Origin of the sequence: Nocardia cyriacigeorgica (assembly GCF_029868385.1) — a bacterium.
In the GTDB taxonomy this organism is placed as follows: Bacteria; Actinomycetota; Actinomycetes; order Mycobacteriales; family Mycobacteriaceae; genus Nocardia; species Nocardia cyriacigeorgica_F.
The window spans coordinates 24,243-40,642 of record NZ_JARWNX010000042.1 but is presented as its reverse complement, the minus strand read 5'-3'; the positions used below and the strand labels follow the sequence as shown (position 1 = coordinate 40,642).

Here is a 16,400-nt window from a genome sequence, read left to right as displayed (position 1 = left end):
GCTCACCTCCAGCGCGTGAGCAGCTGATTCGCTTCGGCCGCGAGCGCGAACTGCAAATAGGGACCGAAGCTGATCCTGGCCACGCCCTGATCGGCGAACAGCACCTTATCGGCCTCGGCGGGCAGGCCGATCGCATTGACCGGCAGCGGCAGTTCGCTGGTCAAGCGGCGCATATCCGCATCCGCGTGGCGACCGACCGGGTACAGCACGTCCGCGCCCGCCTCGGCGGCCAGCCGCAGCCGCTCGATGGCGCGGTCCATCCGGTCGGCCTCCTCGCCGACCTTGCGCAGGAACAGGTCGGTGCGCGCGTTGACGACCACATGCACCCCGGCCGCGTCGGCGAACTGGCGCAGGCCGCGTACGACATCGGCGTGTTCCTCGGCGCCGCGCAGCCGTCCGCCCTCGCTGTGCACGGTGTCCTCGATATTGAGCCCGACCGCGCCCGCACCGAGCAGCCCTTCGATCAGCTGCGCGGGTTCGAGGCCGTACCCCGACTCGATGTCCACCGATACCGGCACCTCGACGGCGCCGGTCACCTGGCGGACCCGGGCCAGCAGTTCGTCGAAACTCATCCCTTCGCCGTCGGCGCGGCCAACCGAATCCGCGACCGGATGGCTGCCCATGGTCAGCCCCGCGAATCCGGCGTCGACCGCGAGATTCGCCGACCACGCATCCCATACCGTCGGCAGCACCACCGGATCACCCGGTCGATGCAACGCGAGTAGTTCCTTGGCCTTGTGTTCGAGAGAGGTCATGGCGTCGATCATGGCACCCGACCGGGCGCCGATCGCGTTTCTACGGCCCGAAGGTGAGTCCGAAATGGGCGCCGAACCGGTTGAGCGCGCCCAGCTCGCCGAATACGGCTTCCCCGTTGAGGTCCTCGTCGTGCGGGTCCACCGCATAGAAGCGTTCGGCGACGCCGGTGTGCAGCTCGGTCACCCATTCGGCGAAGATGAGCGAGGCCTCCATGTCCTCGTTGGCGCCGGGATGCACCGGCCAGATCTGGGTGACGCCATTGGATTCGAACTGCAATGTCTGGTCGAGGCCGTCACCGACCAGCCGGACGTCGGTGATCGTCACCGTGCCGCGGCTGCATTGCGCGATCGCCTCGAGTTCCTCCGCGTACCACTGCTGCCGCTCGGCGCGGGTACGTTCGCCGATGCCGCGAAAGGTCTTGTAGTCGAGGACGTACTGGATCTCCACCTCGCTGAGCAGATCGCGGACCGCGCCCTGCACGGTGTCGTCGTAGTAGTCGAGGGATTCGTCGAGGGCGTCCGCGACGGAGGTCTGCGCGAGTGTGCCCGCATCGATGAGACCGAGTTCGACCATTATCGCGACGACGTCGCCGACGGTGTATTCCGACACCGCCGCATCCTGCGTACCTTCACTATCGGTCTGCTGCACGGGCCGAAGTTACCTCCGGTTCCCCGGCCGGGTACTCCCACATCTGGGAGACCTCAGGATTCGACGGCACGACGTGCGGCGAGGACCGCATCGTAGAGTTCACGACGGGAAACGCCTGTGGTGGAAGCGATCTCGGCACAGGCGTCCTTCAGACGGACACCCTCCTCGACTCTGGCCTCCACCTCGGCGACGAGGTCGGCGGGTTCGGCGGTGCTCGGCTCGGCGCCCTCGACGACGACGGTGATCTCACCGCGCGCGCCCTCGACAGCCCATGCGGCGAGTTCGGCGAGGGTGCCCCGCACGACCTCCTCGTAGGTCTTGGTCAGTTCACGGCAGACGGCGGCGCGCCGGTCGGGACCGAGGATCTCGACGGCGTCGGCCAGACAGTCGGCGAGGCGGTGCGGCGCCTCGAAGAACACGCAGGCGCGTGGTTCGGCGATCAGGGCCCGCAACCATTCCCGACGCTGACCGGATTTGCGTGGCGGGAAGCCGTCGAAACAGAACCGCTCCACCGGCAGCCCGGACAGGGCGAGCGCCGTGGTGACCGCCGACGGACCCGGAAGACAAGTGATCGGCAACCCGCGTTCGACGCAGGCCGCGACCATCCGATATCCGGGATCGCTCACCGACGGCATACCGGCATCGGTGACCAGCAGGACGGTATTGCCGGATTCGATGTCGTCGAGGAGCGCGGGAATGCGCGCGGTCTCCACATGGTCGTAGAAGCTCACCACCCGCCCGGAGATCTCCAGGCCGAGCGCTTTGGCCAGTGCTCGGGTGCGACGGGTGTCCTCGGCGGCCACGACGTCGGCGGTGGCGAGGGCGTCGCGCAGCCGCTGTGAGGCGTCTCCGATATCGCCCATCGGCGTCGCCGCGAGCACCAGCCTGCCCGTCGGATCGGGTTCCCCGGTCACCGCAGCCCCGCCTCGATCGCCCCGCTCGTCACCAACCGCACTCTGGCAGCGTACGGGCAGCCGCGAGCGAGTCCCGCATGCGGCGGTCCGGCGCAACGGCCCGCGCCCCACGAATACGGTGCCGCAGAGCGCACAGCATACGATCGGGGCGTGACCCAGGTGACCGACCAGCGCTCCATCGCGCCCTCTCGGCCGATCCGTTCCTGGTCGAGCCCGGCGCCGCTGCGCCCCTCCCCCGATTTCGGGCCGCTCGACACCGCCCGCGGCTGGCTGGTGACGGTCTTCCTCACCGCGCTGGCGGCGGTCACCCGGTTCACCATGCTCAACTACCCGACCGATGCGGGCACCCCGGTCTTCGACGAGAAGCATTACGCACCGCAGGGCTATCAGATCCTGACCGGCGGCGGTATCGAGGACAATCCCGCCTACGGCCTGGTGGTGCATCCGCCGGTCGGCAAACAGCTCATCGCCTTCGGTGAGGCGCTGTTCGGCTACAACGGTTGGGGCTGGCGATTTTCGGCGGCGCTGGCGGGCACCGTCCTGGTGCTGCTGGTGATCAGGATCGTGCGCAGGATGACGCGCTCGACGATGATCGGCGCGATCGCGGGCCTGCTACTGATCGCCGACGGGGTCACCTTCGTCTCCTCCCGTATCGGCATGCTCGATATCTTCCTGGCCTTGTTCGTGACCGCCGCATTCGGATGTCTGATCGTCGACCGCGACCAAGTGCGTGAACGCATGGCCAAGGTCGATCTGGAGGGCCGCATCGGTGACAGTCCGCTCGGTCCACGGCTCGGCGTGCGGTGGTGGCGGTTCGGCGCCGGTGTCCTGCTCGGACTCGCCTGCGGAACCAAATGGTCGGGCCTGTACTTCATGGCCGCGTTCGGACTGCTCAGCGTGTGCTTCGACTTCGCCGCGCGCCGCGGCTACCGGGTGCGCCGGCCATGGATCGGGACCGCGCTGCGCGATATCGGGCCCGCGCTCTACGCGCTGGTCCTCGTCCCGATCGGGGTCTACCTCGCCACCTATTGGGCCTGGTTCGCCAGTGAGACCGGTTTCAGCCGCTGGGCGGTGGGCACCGAGGTCGGCACCGGCGGCTTCTTCTCCTTCGTTCCCGACGCGCTGCGCTCACTCTGGTACTACAGCGCCAAGGTGCTGACCTTCCACGAGGAGCTGACCAACTCGGCGGGCAACCATCATCCATGGGAGTCCAAACCGTGGACCTGGCCGATGGGTCTGCGGCCGATGCTCTACTACTACGCCGATACCGGCGTCACCGGCTGCGGTCAGAACCAGTGTGTGAAGGCTGTCATGCTGGTCGGCACGCCCGCCATCTGGTGGGTCGCGTTCCCGGTGCTGGCGTGGGCGCTGTGGCGCACCATCGTGCGCCGTGACTGGCGCTACGCGGCGGTGCTCACCGGCTACGTCGCCGGCCTGCTGCCCTGGTTCATCACCCTCGATCGGCAGATGTACTTCTTCTACGGCGTCGTGCTCGCGCCGTTCCTGGTGATGGCGGTGGCGCTGGTGCTCGGCGATATCCTCGGCCCGGCCCGCCGGGTACCGGTCCCACGCGGGCCGACCGGCACGTTCGTCGCGGCCCCGCCCACCGAACGCTATCGACTCGGGCTGCTCATCGTGAGCCTGTATCTGGGCCTGGTGATCGCGAACTTCATCTGGTTGTGGCCGATCCTCACGGCCATGCCGATCACGCCGGGCAACTGGCAGGACCATCTGTGGTTGCCGAGCTGGCGGTGACCGGCAGCACCCGGCACCGCCAGCCCTCCAGCACGGCTCAGCCTTCCAACGCCGCCCTCACGTAGCGCAGCGCCGCCTCGTCGTCGAGGCCGAGCCTGCGCACCGCCGCGACGTATTCGGTGGCGGCGCGGCCCGCCTGATCGCGGGTCGGGTCGCCGGAGGAGGCGATGAACGAGCCGAGCCTGCCGCGGGTTTCGAGGACGCCGTCGGCTTCGAGTTCGCGATAGGCGCGGGCGACGGTGTTCGGGGCGAGCCCGAGTTGGGCGGCCAGCGCACGCACCGTGGGGATCTTGGTGCCTGCGGTCAGCGTGCCCGCGCGCACCTGGGCGACGACGCCGAGCCGGAGCTGTTCATAGGGTGGCACGGCGGATTCGTGCGACACGGTGATTTCGAGCATGGCCCCCAGCTCACAGATCATCCCTGGACAGCGGGCACGACAGGCAGCGCGGACCGCCACGCCCCGAACCCAATTCGGATCCAGGAATGGGCAGCACCTCGATACCGGCGTCCAGCAGCCGGGCATTGGTCATTTCATTGCGTTCATAGGCCACGACGACACCCGGCCGCAAGGCGAGGGTGTTGTTGCCGTCGTCCCACTGTTCGCGTTCGGCGGTGACACCGTCGAGCCCGGTGTCGATCACCCGCAGTTTCCCGATGCCCATGGCCTCGGCCGCGGCGGGCAGGAACGGATCGGGTCCGCGCATGGCGACCCGGCCGCCGTCGCGCTCGTAATCGTCACCGCGCCGGATGGTGAACGCGGACAGGGTGTCGCGCATCGCCGAATACATCACCACCGCATCGGTGTCGACCATGGTGCACACGGTGTCCAGATGCATGGTCGCGCGGTTCTGCGCGATGGGCACCACCAGGACGGTGTGGGCGAGGTTGTCGTCGAAGAGGCTGCGCGCCAAGGCTTCCGCACCGGCGGGCGAGGTGCGTTCGCCGACACCGACGGCCAGCACGCCCGGCGCGAGCAACAGCACGTCACCGCCCTCGATGGGCGCGGTATGCGATTCGTAGGCCCGCCGCACGCCGAGGAAACGGGGATGGAAGGCGTAGACGAGATCGGTCAGCGAGGTCTCACGCATCCTGGCGGGCAAGGCCAATGCGGTGATCGCCACCCGCGGGCCGATCCAGAAGGACGAGTCGCGGGTGAACAGCAGGTTCGGCAGCGGATCGATGACGAAGTCGGCGCCGTGATGCATCCGGCGCACCAGCGAGGTGGTGTCGGCGCCGAAGGGCAGTTCGTCGAAGGTCATACCAGCCATCAGGATCTCGGCCAGCTCCCTTGCCGGGACGCCGCGCAGATGGGCGGCCAGCTCATCGGCCAGGGTGTGGCCGAGCCTGCGGGCATCGACCGCGGCGGAGATGCCCTGGATGCGGGCGGCTCCGCTGACGGCGAGCGTCTCGGCGAGCAGATCGGCCAGCAGCAGCACCTCGACACCGCGTTCGCGCAGCACCCCGGCGAAGGTGTCGTGTTCCTGCTGGGCGCGTTCGACCCATGGGATGCCGTCGAAGAGCAGTTGGTCGTTGTTGCGCGGGGTGAGCCTGCGCAGCTCGTTACCCGGCCGGTGCAGCAACACCGCGCGCAGCGTGCCGACCTCCGAGGTCACCGCGAGCCGCGGCGCGGCCGCGGGTTCGGCGCCCGGATCGGCGTCCCATCCCATACCGGGAATCGCTCCGTCGCCGGGGTTCACCGGCACCGCGTCTGGTCCCATGTTCCGACCGTAGTTCGCCCGCGCCCGCAGAGCACGGAATTGCCGCGTGTCCGCTGCTGCTCGTCGGTGTGTGTGGCGATTCGCCCGCACGCACCGGATAACCTGAAGTAGGGTTCAGGTAAAGGAGGAGTGCCGGATGACGACGACAGCAGATTGGCGAGCCAAGGAGCTGACCCCCGGTCAGCTGTCCGAGCGTAGCGGAGTAGCGGTCTCCGCGTTGCACTTCTACGAACGCGAGGGGCTCATCTCCAGCCGTCGCACCAGCGGCAACCAGCGTAGATACACCAGAGAAACGCTGCGCCGGGTCGCCTTCATCCGCATCTCACAGCGGGTCGGGATACCGCTGAGCGAAATCCGCGGCGCCCTCGACCGGCTGCCGGAAGGCCGCACCCCCACCCGACGCGACTGGGAGACCCTGTCCACCACCTGGCGCGCGGATCTCGACGAGCGCATCACTCAGCTCGAGCGGCTACGCGACAACCTCACCGGTTGCATCGGTTGCGGCTGCCTGTCACTCGGTAGCTGCAAGATCGTCAACGAGTTCGACCACCTCGGCGAGGAAGGTCCGGGCGCGCGCGTGCTCGATGTGCACCTCAACTGCCCGGACGAGGTCAGCGGCGCGCAGAATCCGGATTGTTCAGAGAGCTTCGAAGCCTGCTGAACTGCACATTGGCCAGCCGCATCAGCAGCTCGTACGGGAAGGCGAACTTCCGCTTCCACCAGTAGCCGAACCGGATGTCGAACGAGGTGTAGACGATGAACCGGTTGCGTTCGACGCCGTGCAGGATCGCCGCGGCCACCCGCTCCGGCGAGACCGCATGCTTGGTGAACCGCGAGACCAGCTTGCCGACCCGCGGATCCTCCTTGTCCACGCCGACCAGTTCGAAACTCTGCACCAGCGGTGTGTTCACCGCGCCCGGCGCCACCAGATGCACCGAGATGCCGTGCTGGGCCAGTTCGAACCGCAGCACCTCCGACAGGCCGCGCAGACCGTATTTGCTCGCGCTGTAGGCGGCGTGCCAGGGCAGCGCCAACAGCCCGGCGGCCGAGGAGACATTGACCAACGCGCCACCGCGACCGGCCCGCACCATCTCCGGCACGAACGTCTCGATCACATGGATCGGCCCCATCAGGTTGACGTCGACCATCCGCTGCCAATGCCGATGTTCGAGGCTGTCGACGGTGCCCCAGGCCGAGGTACCCGCCACGTTCATCACCACGTCCACGCTGCCGAACCGGGAGTGCACATCGGCGGCGAACGCGGCGACGGCCGTGTGGTCGGTGATATCGAGCGGCGTCGCGACCAGGACCTTTCCGCCGTCGCGTTCGATATCGGCGACGGTGGCCGCCAGACCGGCCGCATCGATATCGGTGAGCACCAGTTCGGCGCCCCGCGCACCGGCCGCGAGGGCGGTGGCCCGGCCGATCCCGCTCGCCGCGCCCGTGATCACGGTCCTGGCGCCCTGAACCGTCGTCCTCCGGCGTGCCCGCACGCGACCCATCGATCCCACTTCCGATCTTGTTCGTCCATCAGCGAATGTCAGCCGGACATTACCGATCCGCGCCGGAATCGGTAGCGGTTCGCTCAACCGCCGAGCACGGCGAGCATGCCCGCGACCGCGGCGGGCCAGGTGAACTGCTCGGCGCGGCGACGCGCGGCCTGCCGACGTCGGGCAGGCGGTAGCGCGAGCACCTCGGTGACGGCGTCGGCGAAGGCGAGCGGATCGTCATCGGCCACCGCGCCGCATTCGGCGGTGACGATATCCGCCAGCGCCGAGGACCGGCTCGCCACCACCGGCGTGCCCGCCGCCAGTGCCTCCAACGCCGCCAATCCGAAGGTCTCGTGCGGGCCGGGCGCGAGCGAGACATCGGCCGTGGCCAGGAGTTTCGCCACCATCGAGCGGTCGCTGATGAAACCGGTGAAATGCACGGCTGGCTGCCCGTCCGGCAGAGCGGGCAGCGCACGCGCGCGCCGATGCAAGGCGTCGCGGCGCGGCCCGTCGCCCGCGATGACCAACCGCGCCGCCACCCCGGACTGCCGCAGCGCCGCCACCGCCTCGATACTGCGGTCCACCCGCTTCTCCACCGAGAGCCGGCCGCAATGCACCAGCAGCGGATGGCCTGGCACACCGAGGTCGGCGCGCAGTCCGGTATCGGCCCGGCGCGGACTGAACAGGTCCAGGTCGACGCCGAGCGGGACCAGTTCGACGTTCGGCGCATCGATCCGGTGAAACTCCGCGCGCGCGAAATCCGTCGTGCAGACCACGATGTCGTATTCGGCCGCGGTGCGGCGGTTGGCCAGATCGGCGCAGCGACGGGCGAGCGCGCGCGGCATGATCTGGCCGAGCAGCCGGTCCAGGCGTTCATGCGAGATCATCACGCTCGCGACATCACGGCGGCGGGACCAGCGGCCGAAACCGCGCAAGGTCAACCGGTCCGACACCTCGAGCACATCGGGCCGCAGCCCGTCGAGCACATCGGCCACCCGGCGCGGATCGGCCGCCCGGTAGCCGCCGGTCCCCGGGATAGCCAGGGCGGGCAGGGTGATCCGTAATGCGCCGGTGGGCAGCAGCTCCTCACGGCGGCGCGGGCCCGGCACGATCAGCATCACCTCGTGACCGGCTGCCACATAGCCCTCGCCGAGGTGATGCAGTGCGGTGCGCAAACCACCCGACCGCGGACCGTAGAAGTTCGCCAGCTGCACGATGCGCACGCCGCCGATGGTGACGCGAGCCGGGTGACCGCCGGAACCGTCGCGAAGAACGGCAGGTGAACAGGGGTGAAAGAACCGGCCGACCCGCCGGTCAGCGCGCGGTCAGGTTCCGGTCGACGCGCGGCAGATCCAAATTGAGCGGAATCCGCCCCGCGGCCAGATGCTGCTCGACCTCCTCGGCGGGCATGGGCCGAGCGATCAGGAAGCCCTGCGCCCGGTAGCAGCCGAGCCCGACCAATGTGCGGGCCGCGACCGGCGTCTCGACGCCCTCACCGACGACGCCGAGTCCGAACGATCCGGCCAACCCGATGATCGACTTCACGATCGCCAGATCGTCGGTGGAGGCCCCGAGCCGCTGCACGAATCCGCGATCGATCTTCACCGCGTCCACCGGCAGTGCCTTCAGATGCGACAGCGAGCTGTAGCCGGTGCCGAAATCGTCGATGGCGATCTGCACGCCCATCCGTTTGAGCCCGCGCAGCGTCACCTGGGTGCGGGCCAGATCCTGCACCACCACATGCTCGGTGATCTCCAGGCACACCGAGCTGCCGTCGATGCCGAACATGCGCAGGATGTCTTCGATGCGCTCGACGAAATCCAGGCTCACCAGCTGCACCGGTGACACGTTGATCCGCATCACCACATTCGCGGCCAGCCCCTGCCTGCGCCATTCGGCGAACTGGGCGCAGGCCGAACGGATCACCCAGCGGCCGAGTTCACCGGCCAGATTCGTGGCTTCGGCGACGGTGACGAACGCACCCGGCGGCAGCAGTCCCCTGGTCGGATGCAGCCAGCGCACCAGCGCCTCCATGGCGACGATCCGCCCGGTGCGCAGGTCCACCTCGGGTTGGTAGTGCAGGATCAGCGATCCGTCCGATACCGCGCCGCGCAGGTTCAGCTCCACATCGTCCTGGAGTTCGAATTGCGCGCGCATGGCGTCGGTGAAGATCGCGACGCCGTTGCCGCCGCCGGATTTCGCCGACAGCAGGGCATGGTCGGCACGTCGCAGCACATCGGCCACCGTGGTCTCCCCCGGTATGCCGACCGCGACGCCGATGCTGGCGGCACGGCTGACCGATTCGCCACCGACGGTGACACGGCGCCCGATCAGCTGCTGAATACGGCCCGCCTCGTGTTCGGCGGCGACGGCGTCCATCGGTTTGGCGGGCACGATGACGAATTCGTCGCCGCCGAGGCGGGCGATCATGTCATGGGAGTCGAGGTTCTCCCGCAGCCGGGTGGACAGGCTGCGGATGAAGTTGTCGCCCGCGGTGTGGCCGAGGAAATCGTTGAGCGCCTTGAGCCGGTCCAGGTCGAGGAAGAACGCCGCCACCGGGCCGGGACTGCCCTCGGCGAGCCGGTGCTCCATGTGTTCGAGCAGGGCTCGCCGATTGGCCAGCCCAGTCAGATCGTCGTGCAGGGCGATGTAGCGCAGCCGTTCCTCGGCCACCACCCGGGCCTGGAGCTGGGCGAACAGCGCGGCGATCGCCTTGAGGACATTGAGTTCGCGGGTACTCCACTCCCGGTCGCCGATCTTGATGAACCCGAGCAGGCCGGTGGATTGACCGCGCGAGACCAGCGGTACCGCGGCCGAGGTGACATTCGGCAGCCCCGAGGCGCGCTGGATGGTCTCCTGATAGTCGGCGTCACTGCCGGTGACCAGGAACGGTTCGGTGGCGTGTTCGAGGGCGCGGAATACCGAATCGGCCTGTTCGAAATACACCACCCGCAGTGGGTCGGGGTCCGGGACGTTGGCCCGGTGCGGCCACTCCTCGACCAGCACCGTCGCCCGTCGTTCGGTATCGGTGTGCCGGACGTAGCTGAAATCGACGTCGAAGTATTCGACCAGTGTGGCCAGTACCTTCTCGGTCGCCGACACCATCGTCGTGGCGTCGACGCCCATGAGCTCCGCGGCGACCTCCGTCACCAACGAGTCGAGCGTCCGCCGAGGCACTTTGTCTCCGATCACGCTAACTGCGGGTGTCCGCGCCAGGCACCGGTCGCCGCCTGCTGCGTACACCGGCCGCGGCCGCGTAGCTCAGGCGAAGAACCAACGCCATGGTCTCATGTTCCGGCACTCCCAGTAGGTCCAGGAAACAGCCTTGAAGTGACGCTAGTGTATCCGCGTACGCGGGAGAAATCGCGTTCGAGTCGCGGTGACGTCGCGAATAGAGAAACACCGGCGACATCGGCTGCACCGCCACACCATTGCGCTGAGCCTGGATCCACACCCGCTGCACGGCACCGCCCGCGCGCACATATCCGGCCAATGACCTCTCGTCTGTGCCCGCTGGATCGGTGAAGGTGACCGCGACGACCGCCGAACTCGAGCGCACCCGATCGCGGGCGTAATCGCCCAGTGCGACCCCGGCGGACCAGCTGTGCAGTTGCGCCATCACATCGGCGCGTCGGCCGATCTGCATGGCCGCTCGCTCATCGGGCGCAAGCTCCAGGGTGCGGGCATCGATACCGGTGGTGAGGTCGTCGCCCGCCCAGCGCAGCTCCGCGAACAGCTGCTCGTGCAGCAGCGGGGTGAGGTAGCGGATGCGATCGGATTCGGCCAGCAGCGCCGCGGCGCGGTCGATGCCGTCGCGGTCGGTGACCGCGCGCAGCGTCGCGCCCTCGGCGGCGGCCGCGGCCGCCAGCTCGGCGAGGACGGCGGCGGGGAAGGGGCGCGCGTCGCCGAGGCGGCGGTTGGTTTCGCGGGTCAGCGTCAGCGGATAGTCGGCGGCGGGCGCGTCGGCGGGCCGGTCGGTGCGGCGCAGCACGGCGCTGATCGGCGCGGCCGACGGGTCGTCGGATTCGATGAGTTCGTGGGTGCCGAGCACACCGTGCGCGGCCGCGGCCACCCGTGCGTTGTACAGCGCCGCGCCCAGTGCCACCGCGCTGCCGCGGAAGCCGATGTCCATGGCGGTGGTGGCCGAGCGGTCGAGATCGATCCTGATCTCGCCACCGTCGGCGTGCAGCGTCCACGGCTGCACATTGCCGCCGGAGGGCGCCCGCTGGGCGCAGTCGAGGATGCGCCGCACCGGATCGGTGGTGGTGGCTGCGGCCTCGTCCGCGGCCTCCCAGTCCAGGTCGTCGACCGGGACCGGTTCGGCGAGACCGTCCAGATCACGTTCGAGATCGACCCTGGTGCGTCCGGAGGGCAGTTTCTGGCCGAGCCCGATGCGGCGGATCGCGGTGGTGACGCTCGCGCCGCCGAGCATCACATCACCGGCCAGCTGCGGCCAGCTGCTCAGAGTTTCGCCGACCTCGACCATGCTCGCCGCCATCCGGGACGACAGGTCGTTCGGCCCCATCAGCGCGACGACGTAGGGCGCCTTGTCGCGGGTGGACAACCCGCGCAGCTCGCTGGCCGCCACCCCGCCCAGCAGGCCGTGGAACGGGAGCCGTTCCGGTTCCAGGTCGTAGCGCTCGACGTCGAGCAGGCCGCGATCGCTGGTCTCCATGACCACCGGAATGCGGTGTCTGCGTGCGGCTTCGCGGACGACGAGTTTGATATCGAGCGAATCACACTCCTCGACGACGACCGACAGCCCGGACAGGAATTGGTCCACCGAGTCCTGGTCCACTCCGGCACGGAAGATCTCGACCGGCAGATAGGGATCGAGTTCGGCAATCCGGCGCGCGGTGACCACGGCCTTGTTCACGCCGATATCGAACAACCCGGCCGGAACCCGGTTCAGATTCGACAACTCGAGCACATCGAAATCGGCCAGCCGCAGCGATCCGCAAATACCTTCCAGCGCAATCGTGTAGGCCACCGCATGACCGACGCTCTGTCCGACCACCCCGATCGACATCTCGGATAATCGCCGCTGCTCATCGCGGGTGAGCTTATTGCGATTGCGGTCGAGCCGAATGGCGCGGAGGGTATGCGGACCGGGTAATCCGAGTACGCGCCGCCGCCACGGGTAGTACACCCAGCGATCCGATTCGCGGCCCTCCACGCGTTCGGGCGGATCGGTGAGTTCGGCGAACTCGCGGTCCAGCAAATCGCGCAGATCACCGAATTCGATATCGCTGCGGGCCCGCAGTTCGGCGAGCACCCGCATATCGCCCGGGTGTCGCGGGTCCAGTATCAACGGCCGATATTCGACCCCCCGGTCACCCTCACCGGCCATACCCGAGCCGACCCTCCGTTCTGCGTCCGTTGCCGCGCCGCACTCGGTCGAGCGCGCCGTCGGCCACACCCATATCACGCAGTTCATCGCACATCAGCAGATACTGCAACCGATCGGCGAACATCCGGTACATCCGGCTGTCCCACCAGATCGGCACGGTCTGATAGCGATCGTCGGGGTAGGGCACCGGGGGAATCAGATCGGCCGCGACGCCGCCGCTACCGCGGTGTCTACCGGTGGTGAACGAGGCGACGGTGGCGAAACCGTATCGAACACCGAGGAGGCGCGGGGTGTGCGCGATACAGCGTGAGATCGCGGCGCCGAGTTCGCGCCGGTTGGGCGCATCGCGCGCCACCCACGCCCCACGAGACTCGACGATGCCGCGCGGTAGCCGACGAGCAACCATCGCCCGCAGCTCCCGTTCACCGGGGCGGCCGGACCAGGGTGCGAGCGATCCGACATCGTCGGTGCGCAGGTACGGGCCCTGCGCGCGGACACCGGCGACGACCGCTCCCGTCCGATCGGTGGCGGCGAAGAACAGCGAGGTGGAGCGGCCGTCGGCCACCACGTCGTATTCGAGGGCGGACTGGACACGGAAGTGCCGGTAAACATCCAGCGCACCGTGGAGATATCGATCCCACAGTTCCGGGTCTGCGTCCGGGGTGGTCGCGGTGACGTCGCATCCGGAGACTATGTCGTGAAATCGCAGCGTCGCGGTGCTGCAAGTTTCAACCAGGTCGACGGCGATCGTTTCGACAGCCATGACGTTCCTACTCTTGTTGCTGCGTGCGCACACACAGTGATCGAACCCATCCGACAGACTCACCCGGCGCCCCGAACGCGAGTGAGTACGTCATGGGCAGTATGGGTCATCGGAGCCAGAATTGACTAGATATCTGGTTAATCTTCCGAAAACCAATTTTCGGTCGGGAAAAACCCGCAGGTCAGGCCGGTCACGTCCAGGTACCGAGGGAGAAAGCAAACCGGTTGGTATGCGTCCAGCTAACTGGCAGCAAGCTATACCAGAATGGAGATGAACAGTTCCACCGAATGCGGGCCGTGCCAGATCTCGATTTCTTCACGGTAGGCACGGGTGATCTCGGCCGATGCCGTCGCGTCGTCGACCTGGGCCCAGGCATCTTCCACCGGATCGTGGTAATCGCCATTGGGCACGAACCGCGCGTACACCCCTTTGGGAACGCGGACCAGCACGTCGCCGACCTGCGCCGCCTCGGCGGACGGATACTCGAACCCGACCAGCGCGTTGTAGGTCTCGGTCGGATCCGGCACGTACACGGTGAACATCGGGCCATCGGCCGCCGCGGTCCCGGCGGCCCGATCACGCAGCCGATCCTTGAGGAACTCGATCAGCTCGCTGTTGCTCACCTTGAAGCTCGGGCGCACCCGCGGCACCACCAGACCGCCGTAGATCGCCTCGCTGCGGACGACGATGGAGTAGCTCATCGTGGATCGACCGCCAGGTAGAGATCGATCTTGTACGCATGCGGATAACACTCGAAATCGCCGGTGAAGGTGCGTTTGATCTGCTTGTGTTCCTCGGCGTAGGCGATCTGGGTCCACAGGCCCGTCATGATCTGCGGGAACTCACCCATCGAGGAGAACCGCGCATAGGTGCCGCGCGGCAGTCTGGCCACCAGATGGCCGCGGGTGACCTGATCGAACGACGAGCACTGATATCCGACGATCTGGGTGTTGTAGGTGCCGAGTTCGCCGGAATAGTCGGTGTAGGCGCTGGCCAGCGGGCCGCCGAGATCATGGTGCAGCACCGCGGCCCATGCGGCTTCCAGATCCTGATCCCGCAGTTCCCGCAGCGCACGCTTGGGGCTGCGCACCGGGAGCCCGGCAACCCACGTCTCGTCCCGCTCGACGATTTCAAACTGCATGGAAAGACTCTTTCGAGATGAATCCGGGGCAAGGTCCGCATCCGGTCGGCCAGAAACGCCATGCTACCAATCGCACCGCGCGGCGCCCCGACAAGATCGACTCGCGACGATCCCGCTGAACTGGACATTTGCACAGGAAACCGCCGCCGATGTGATCGAATCGGCTCGTGTGCCGCACCATCGCCGAACTCGACGAGACTCTGACACACTGCCGCGCCTGCCCGCGCCTGGTGGCGTGGCGGGAGCTGGTGGCCAGGCAGAAACGGGCGGCGTTCCGGGACCAGACCTACTGGGGTCGTCCGGTGCCCGGATTCGGGCCCGCCGACGCGCGCATGCTGATCGTCGGCCTCGCCCCCGCCGCGCACGGAGCCAACCGCACCGGACGCATGTTCACCGGTGACCGCAGCGGCGAGGTGCTCTACGCGGCGATGTACGCGGTCGGTCTGGCCAACCAGCCCCTCGCGGTGAGCCGCGACGACGGCCTGCGCCTGCACGGTGTGCGGATCGCCTCACCCGTGCGCTGCGCGCCACCGGCCAACAAACCGACACCGGAGGAACGCGACCGCTGCCGGCACTGGCTCGACACCGAACTGCGGCTACTCGCACCGACCCTGCGCTCGATCATGGTGCTCGGTGCCTTCGGCTGGCAGGCACTGCTGCCGGTACTGGCCGAGGCCGGTTGGCAGCTCCCGCGACCGCGCCCGAAGTTCGGACACGGCGCCCACGTCGAGCTGACACCCACCGATCCGGCACAGGCGCCGCTGCACTTGTTCGGCTGCTACCACGTCAGCCAGCAGAACACCTTTACCGGCCGCCTGACCCCCACCATGATCGAGGACATGCTCACCCGAGCCGCAGCCGCCGCCGGCTTGCCCGTGGGCCGGTAACGTCGACACCACCCGCCCTCGCCCGAAGGAACCGCCACACCATGCCGGAGGACCTGGCCCGAACGCCGATCGCGGTCCTCCAGCGCTGGCACGACTCCGGCGCCCTCTGGCGGGTGACGGCCCGCCGCCCCGGCTCGGTCACGGTCACCTTCTACCCCTGTACCGGCGGCGAGGAAATCGACCAGCTGACCTCGTCGGACCCCGATCTGCTCGATTACCTGGCGCACCGCGACAGCAGCGAGGACTGAACGCTCCAGCGGCGCGCCCGACCGCAGGTAACGGACTCGTCCCAGTCGCGCGCCATCGTTGACCACGTGCGCGTGGTCGGTCATGATCACCTCTACCTCGGTGGTCCCAGGCTTGTGCAGACGAGATGGTCCGGGTGTCCTGGCGTGAGACAGGCCGACCGGCAGGGTTAGAGAGGTTCGGACAATTGATTCGCAATAACCGTTTCCGCAGCTGGTCGGCGCGTTGCGCGGTACTCCTCGGCGCCGCGTCCGCCGGATTCCTGCTCGCCGCACCGGCCGGGGCCGAACCGCTGTTCCCCGGCGGACCGGATATCCCCGGCGTCCCGGCGATCATCCCGACCGCCTCGCCGTGCGCGCCCGAGGCCCGCGCCTGCATGCGATTGAGCACCAATGAGGCCTGGCTGGTGGACAACGGGCGGGTCGTCTTCGGTCCGACACCGATCTCGCACGGCATGCGTGGGTACGAAACCCCACCGGGCGTGTTCGACGTCGATTTCAAACGTCCCTTCCACTGGAGCACCATGCACCACGCCCCCATGCGCTGGGCCGTGTTCTTCAACAACGACATCGCCTTCCACGTGGGCCCGGTCGAGGCCACATCGCATGGCTGCGTACGCATGACAGAGGAAGGCGCACACCGCTTTTTCGAGTATCTGAACCCCGGTGACAGGGTCGACGTCATCCGCTGACAGTCCTTCCCAGGACAGGTAATAACGCACCGCCGTAACCC

At 68.1% G+C, this 16,400-nt stretch carries 17 protein-coding genes; 5 read left to right on the top strand and 12 right to left on the bottom strand.

Features of this window, described 5'->3' with window-relative positions:
- Positions 1 to 2: 2 nt before the first annotated feature.
- The 3 genes from QH168_RS11480 to rsmI are packed head-to-tail and all read right to left on the bottom strand — an operon-like array spanning position 3 to position 2,318.
- Positions 3 to 755, bottom strand: a complete 753-nt coding sequence (locus tag QH168_RS11480; RefSeq protein WP_280234572.1) for an isocitrate lyase/PEP mutase family protein — start codon at positions 753 to 755, stop codon at positions 3 to 5.
- A 40-nt stretch (positions 756 to 795) separates the two neighbouring features.
- The gene (locus QH168_RS11475) at positions 796 to 1,404 is read right to left on the bottom strand and encodes a hypothetical protein (RefSeq protein ID WP_280234571.1); all 609 of its coding nucleotides are present in this window, start codon (positions 1,402 to 1,404) and stop codon (positions 796 to 798) included.
- Between the two features lie 53 nt (positions 1,405 to 1,457).
- Positions 1,458 to 2,318 carry a 16S rRNA (cytidine(1402)-2'-O)-methyltransferase gene (gene rsmI / locus QH168_RS11470; protein ID WP_280234570.1) on the bottom strand — a complete coding sequence of 287 codons (861 nt, stop codon included), beginning with the start codon at positions 2,316 to 2,318 and terminating at the stop codon, positions 1,458 to 1,460.
- A 150-nt stretch (positions 2,319 to 2,468) separates the two neighbouring features.
- Here rsmI and QH168_RS11465 point away from each other — a divergent pair, with 150 nt between their 5' ends.
- On the top strand, positions 2,469 to 4,073 hold the full coding sequence (locus tag QH168_RS11465) for a dolichyl-phosphate-mannose--protein mannosyltransferase (protein ID WP_432421077.1): 1,605 nt from the start codon (positions 2,469 to 2,471) through the stop codon (positions 4,071 to 4,073).
- A 37-nt stretch (positions 4,074 to 4,110) separates the two neighbouring features.
- On the opposite strand, the gene QH168_RS11460 is transcribed toward QH168_RS11465, so the two are convergent.
- On the bottom strand, positions 4,111 to 4,470 hold the full coding sequence (locus QH168_RS11460) for a GntR family transcriptional regulator (protein ID WP_280234569.1): 360 nt from the start codon (positions 4,468 to 4,470) through the stop codon (positions 4,111 to 4,113).
- Between the two features lie 10 nt (positions 4,471 to 4,480).
- Complete coding sequence (gene arcA / locus QH168_RS11455; protein WP_280234681.1) at positions 4,481 to 5,740, bottom strand: arginine deiminase; 1,260 nt, start codon at positions 5,738 to 5,740, stop codon at positions 4,481 to 4,483.
- A gap of 187 nt (positions 5,741 to 5,927) precedes the next feature.
- Here arcA and soxR point away from each other — a divergent pair, with 187 nt between their 5' ends.
- Entirely contained in the window at positions 5,928 to 6,452 is a 525-nt protein-coding gene (gene soxR / locus QH168_RS11450) for a redox-sensitive transcriptional activator SoxR (RefSeq protein ID WP_280234568.1), read from the top strand.
- Here the strand turns inward: soxR and QH168_RS11445 are convergent.
- The 7 genes from QH168_RS11445 to QH168_RS11415 form a co-directional block, all read right to left on the bottom strand.
- The gene (locus QH168_RS11445) at positions 6,403 to 7,293 is read right to left on the bottom strand and encodes an SDR family oxidoreductase (protein WP_280234567.1); all 891 of its coding nucleotides are present in this window, start codon (positions 7,291 to 7,293) and stop codon (positions 6,403 to 6,405) included. The two genes, soxR and QH168_RS11445, sit on opposite strands and share 50 nt — an antisense overlap.
- A gap of 83 nt (positions 7,294 to 7,376) precedes the next feature.
- Entirely contained in the window at positions 7,377 to 8,504 is a 1,128-nt protein-coding gene (locus QH168_RS11440) for a glycosyltransferase (protein ID WP_280234566.1), read from the bottom strand.
- A 91-nt stretch (positions 8,505 to 8,595) separates the two neighbouring features.
- Positions 8,596 to 10,431, bottom strand: coding sequence for a putative bifunctional diguanylate cyclase/phosphodiesterase (locus QH168_RS11435; protein ID WP_280234680.1), 1,836 nt, complete (start codon positions 10,429 to 10,431; stop codon positions 8,596 to 8,598).
- Positions 10,432 to 10,474: 43 nt separating this feature from the next.
- A complete protein-coding gene (locus QH168_RS11430) occupies positions 10,475 to 12,631 on the bottom strand; it encodes an Rv1355c family protein (protein ID WP_280234565.1) in 2,157 nt (718 codons plus the stop codon).
- On the bottom strand, positions 12,621 to 13,394 hold the full coding sequence (locus QH168_RS11425) for a hypothetical protein (RefSeq protein WP_280234564.1): 774 nt from the start codon (positions 13,392 to 13,394) through the stop codon (positions 12,621 to 12,623). The genes QH168_RS11430 and QH168_RS11425 overlap by 11 nt, the downstream gene beginning before the upstream one ends.
- 254 nt (positions 13,395 to 13,648) lie before the next feature.
- Entirely contained in the window at positions 13,649 to 14,095 is a 447-nt protein-coding gene (locus QH168_RS11420; protein ID WP_280234563.1) for an effector binding domain-containing protein, read from the bottom strand.
- Positions 14,092 to 14,535, bottom strand: a complete 444-nt coding sequence (locus tag QH168_RS11415; protein WP_280234562.1) for a GyrI-like domain-containing protein — start codon at positions 14,533 to 14,535, stop codon at positions 14,092 to 14,094. Before QH168_RS11415 ends, QH168_RS11420 begins: the two co-directional genes overlap by 4 nt.
- 167 nt (positions 14,536 to 14,702) lie before the next feature.
- Between QH168_RS11415 and QH168_RS11410 the strand changes: the two genes are divergently transcribed.
- The 3 genes from QH168_RS11410 to QH168_RS11400 all read left to right on the top strand — a co-directional run bounded on the left by QH168_RS11410 (position 14,703) and on the right by QH168_RS11400 (position 16,359).
- Positions 14,703 to 15,422 carry a uracil-DNA glycosylase gene (locus QH168_RS11410; RefSeq protein ID WP_280234561.1) on the top strand — a complete coding sequence of 240 codons (720 nt, stop codon included), beginning with the start codon at positions 14,703 to 14,705 and terminating at the stop codon, positions 15,420 to 15,422.
- 41 nt (positions 15,423 to 15,463) lie between these two features.
- Positions 15,464 to 15,670, top strand: coding sequence for a hypothetical protein (locus QH168_RS11405; protein WP_280234560.1), 207 nt, complete (start codon positions 15,464 to 15,466; stop codon positions 15,668 to 15,670).
- Between the two features lie 185 nt (positions 15,671 to 15,855).
- Positions 15,856 to 16,359, top strand: a complete 504-nt coding sequence (locus QH168_RS11400; protein WP_280234559.1) for a L,D-transpeptidase — start codon at positions 15,856 to 15,858, stop codon at positions 16,357 to 16,359.
- Positions 16,360 to 16,400: the final 41 nt, after the last annotated feature.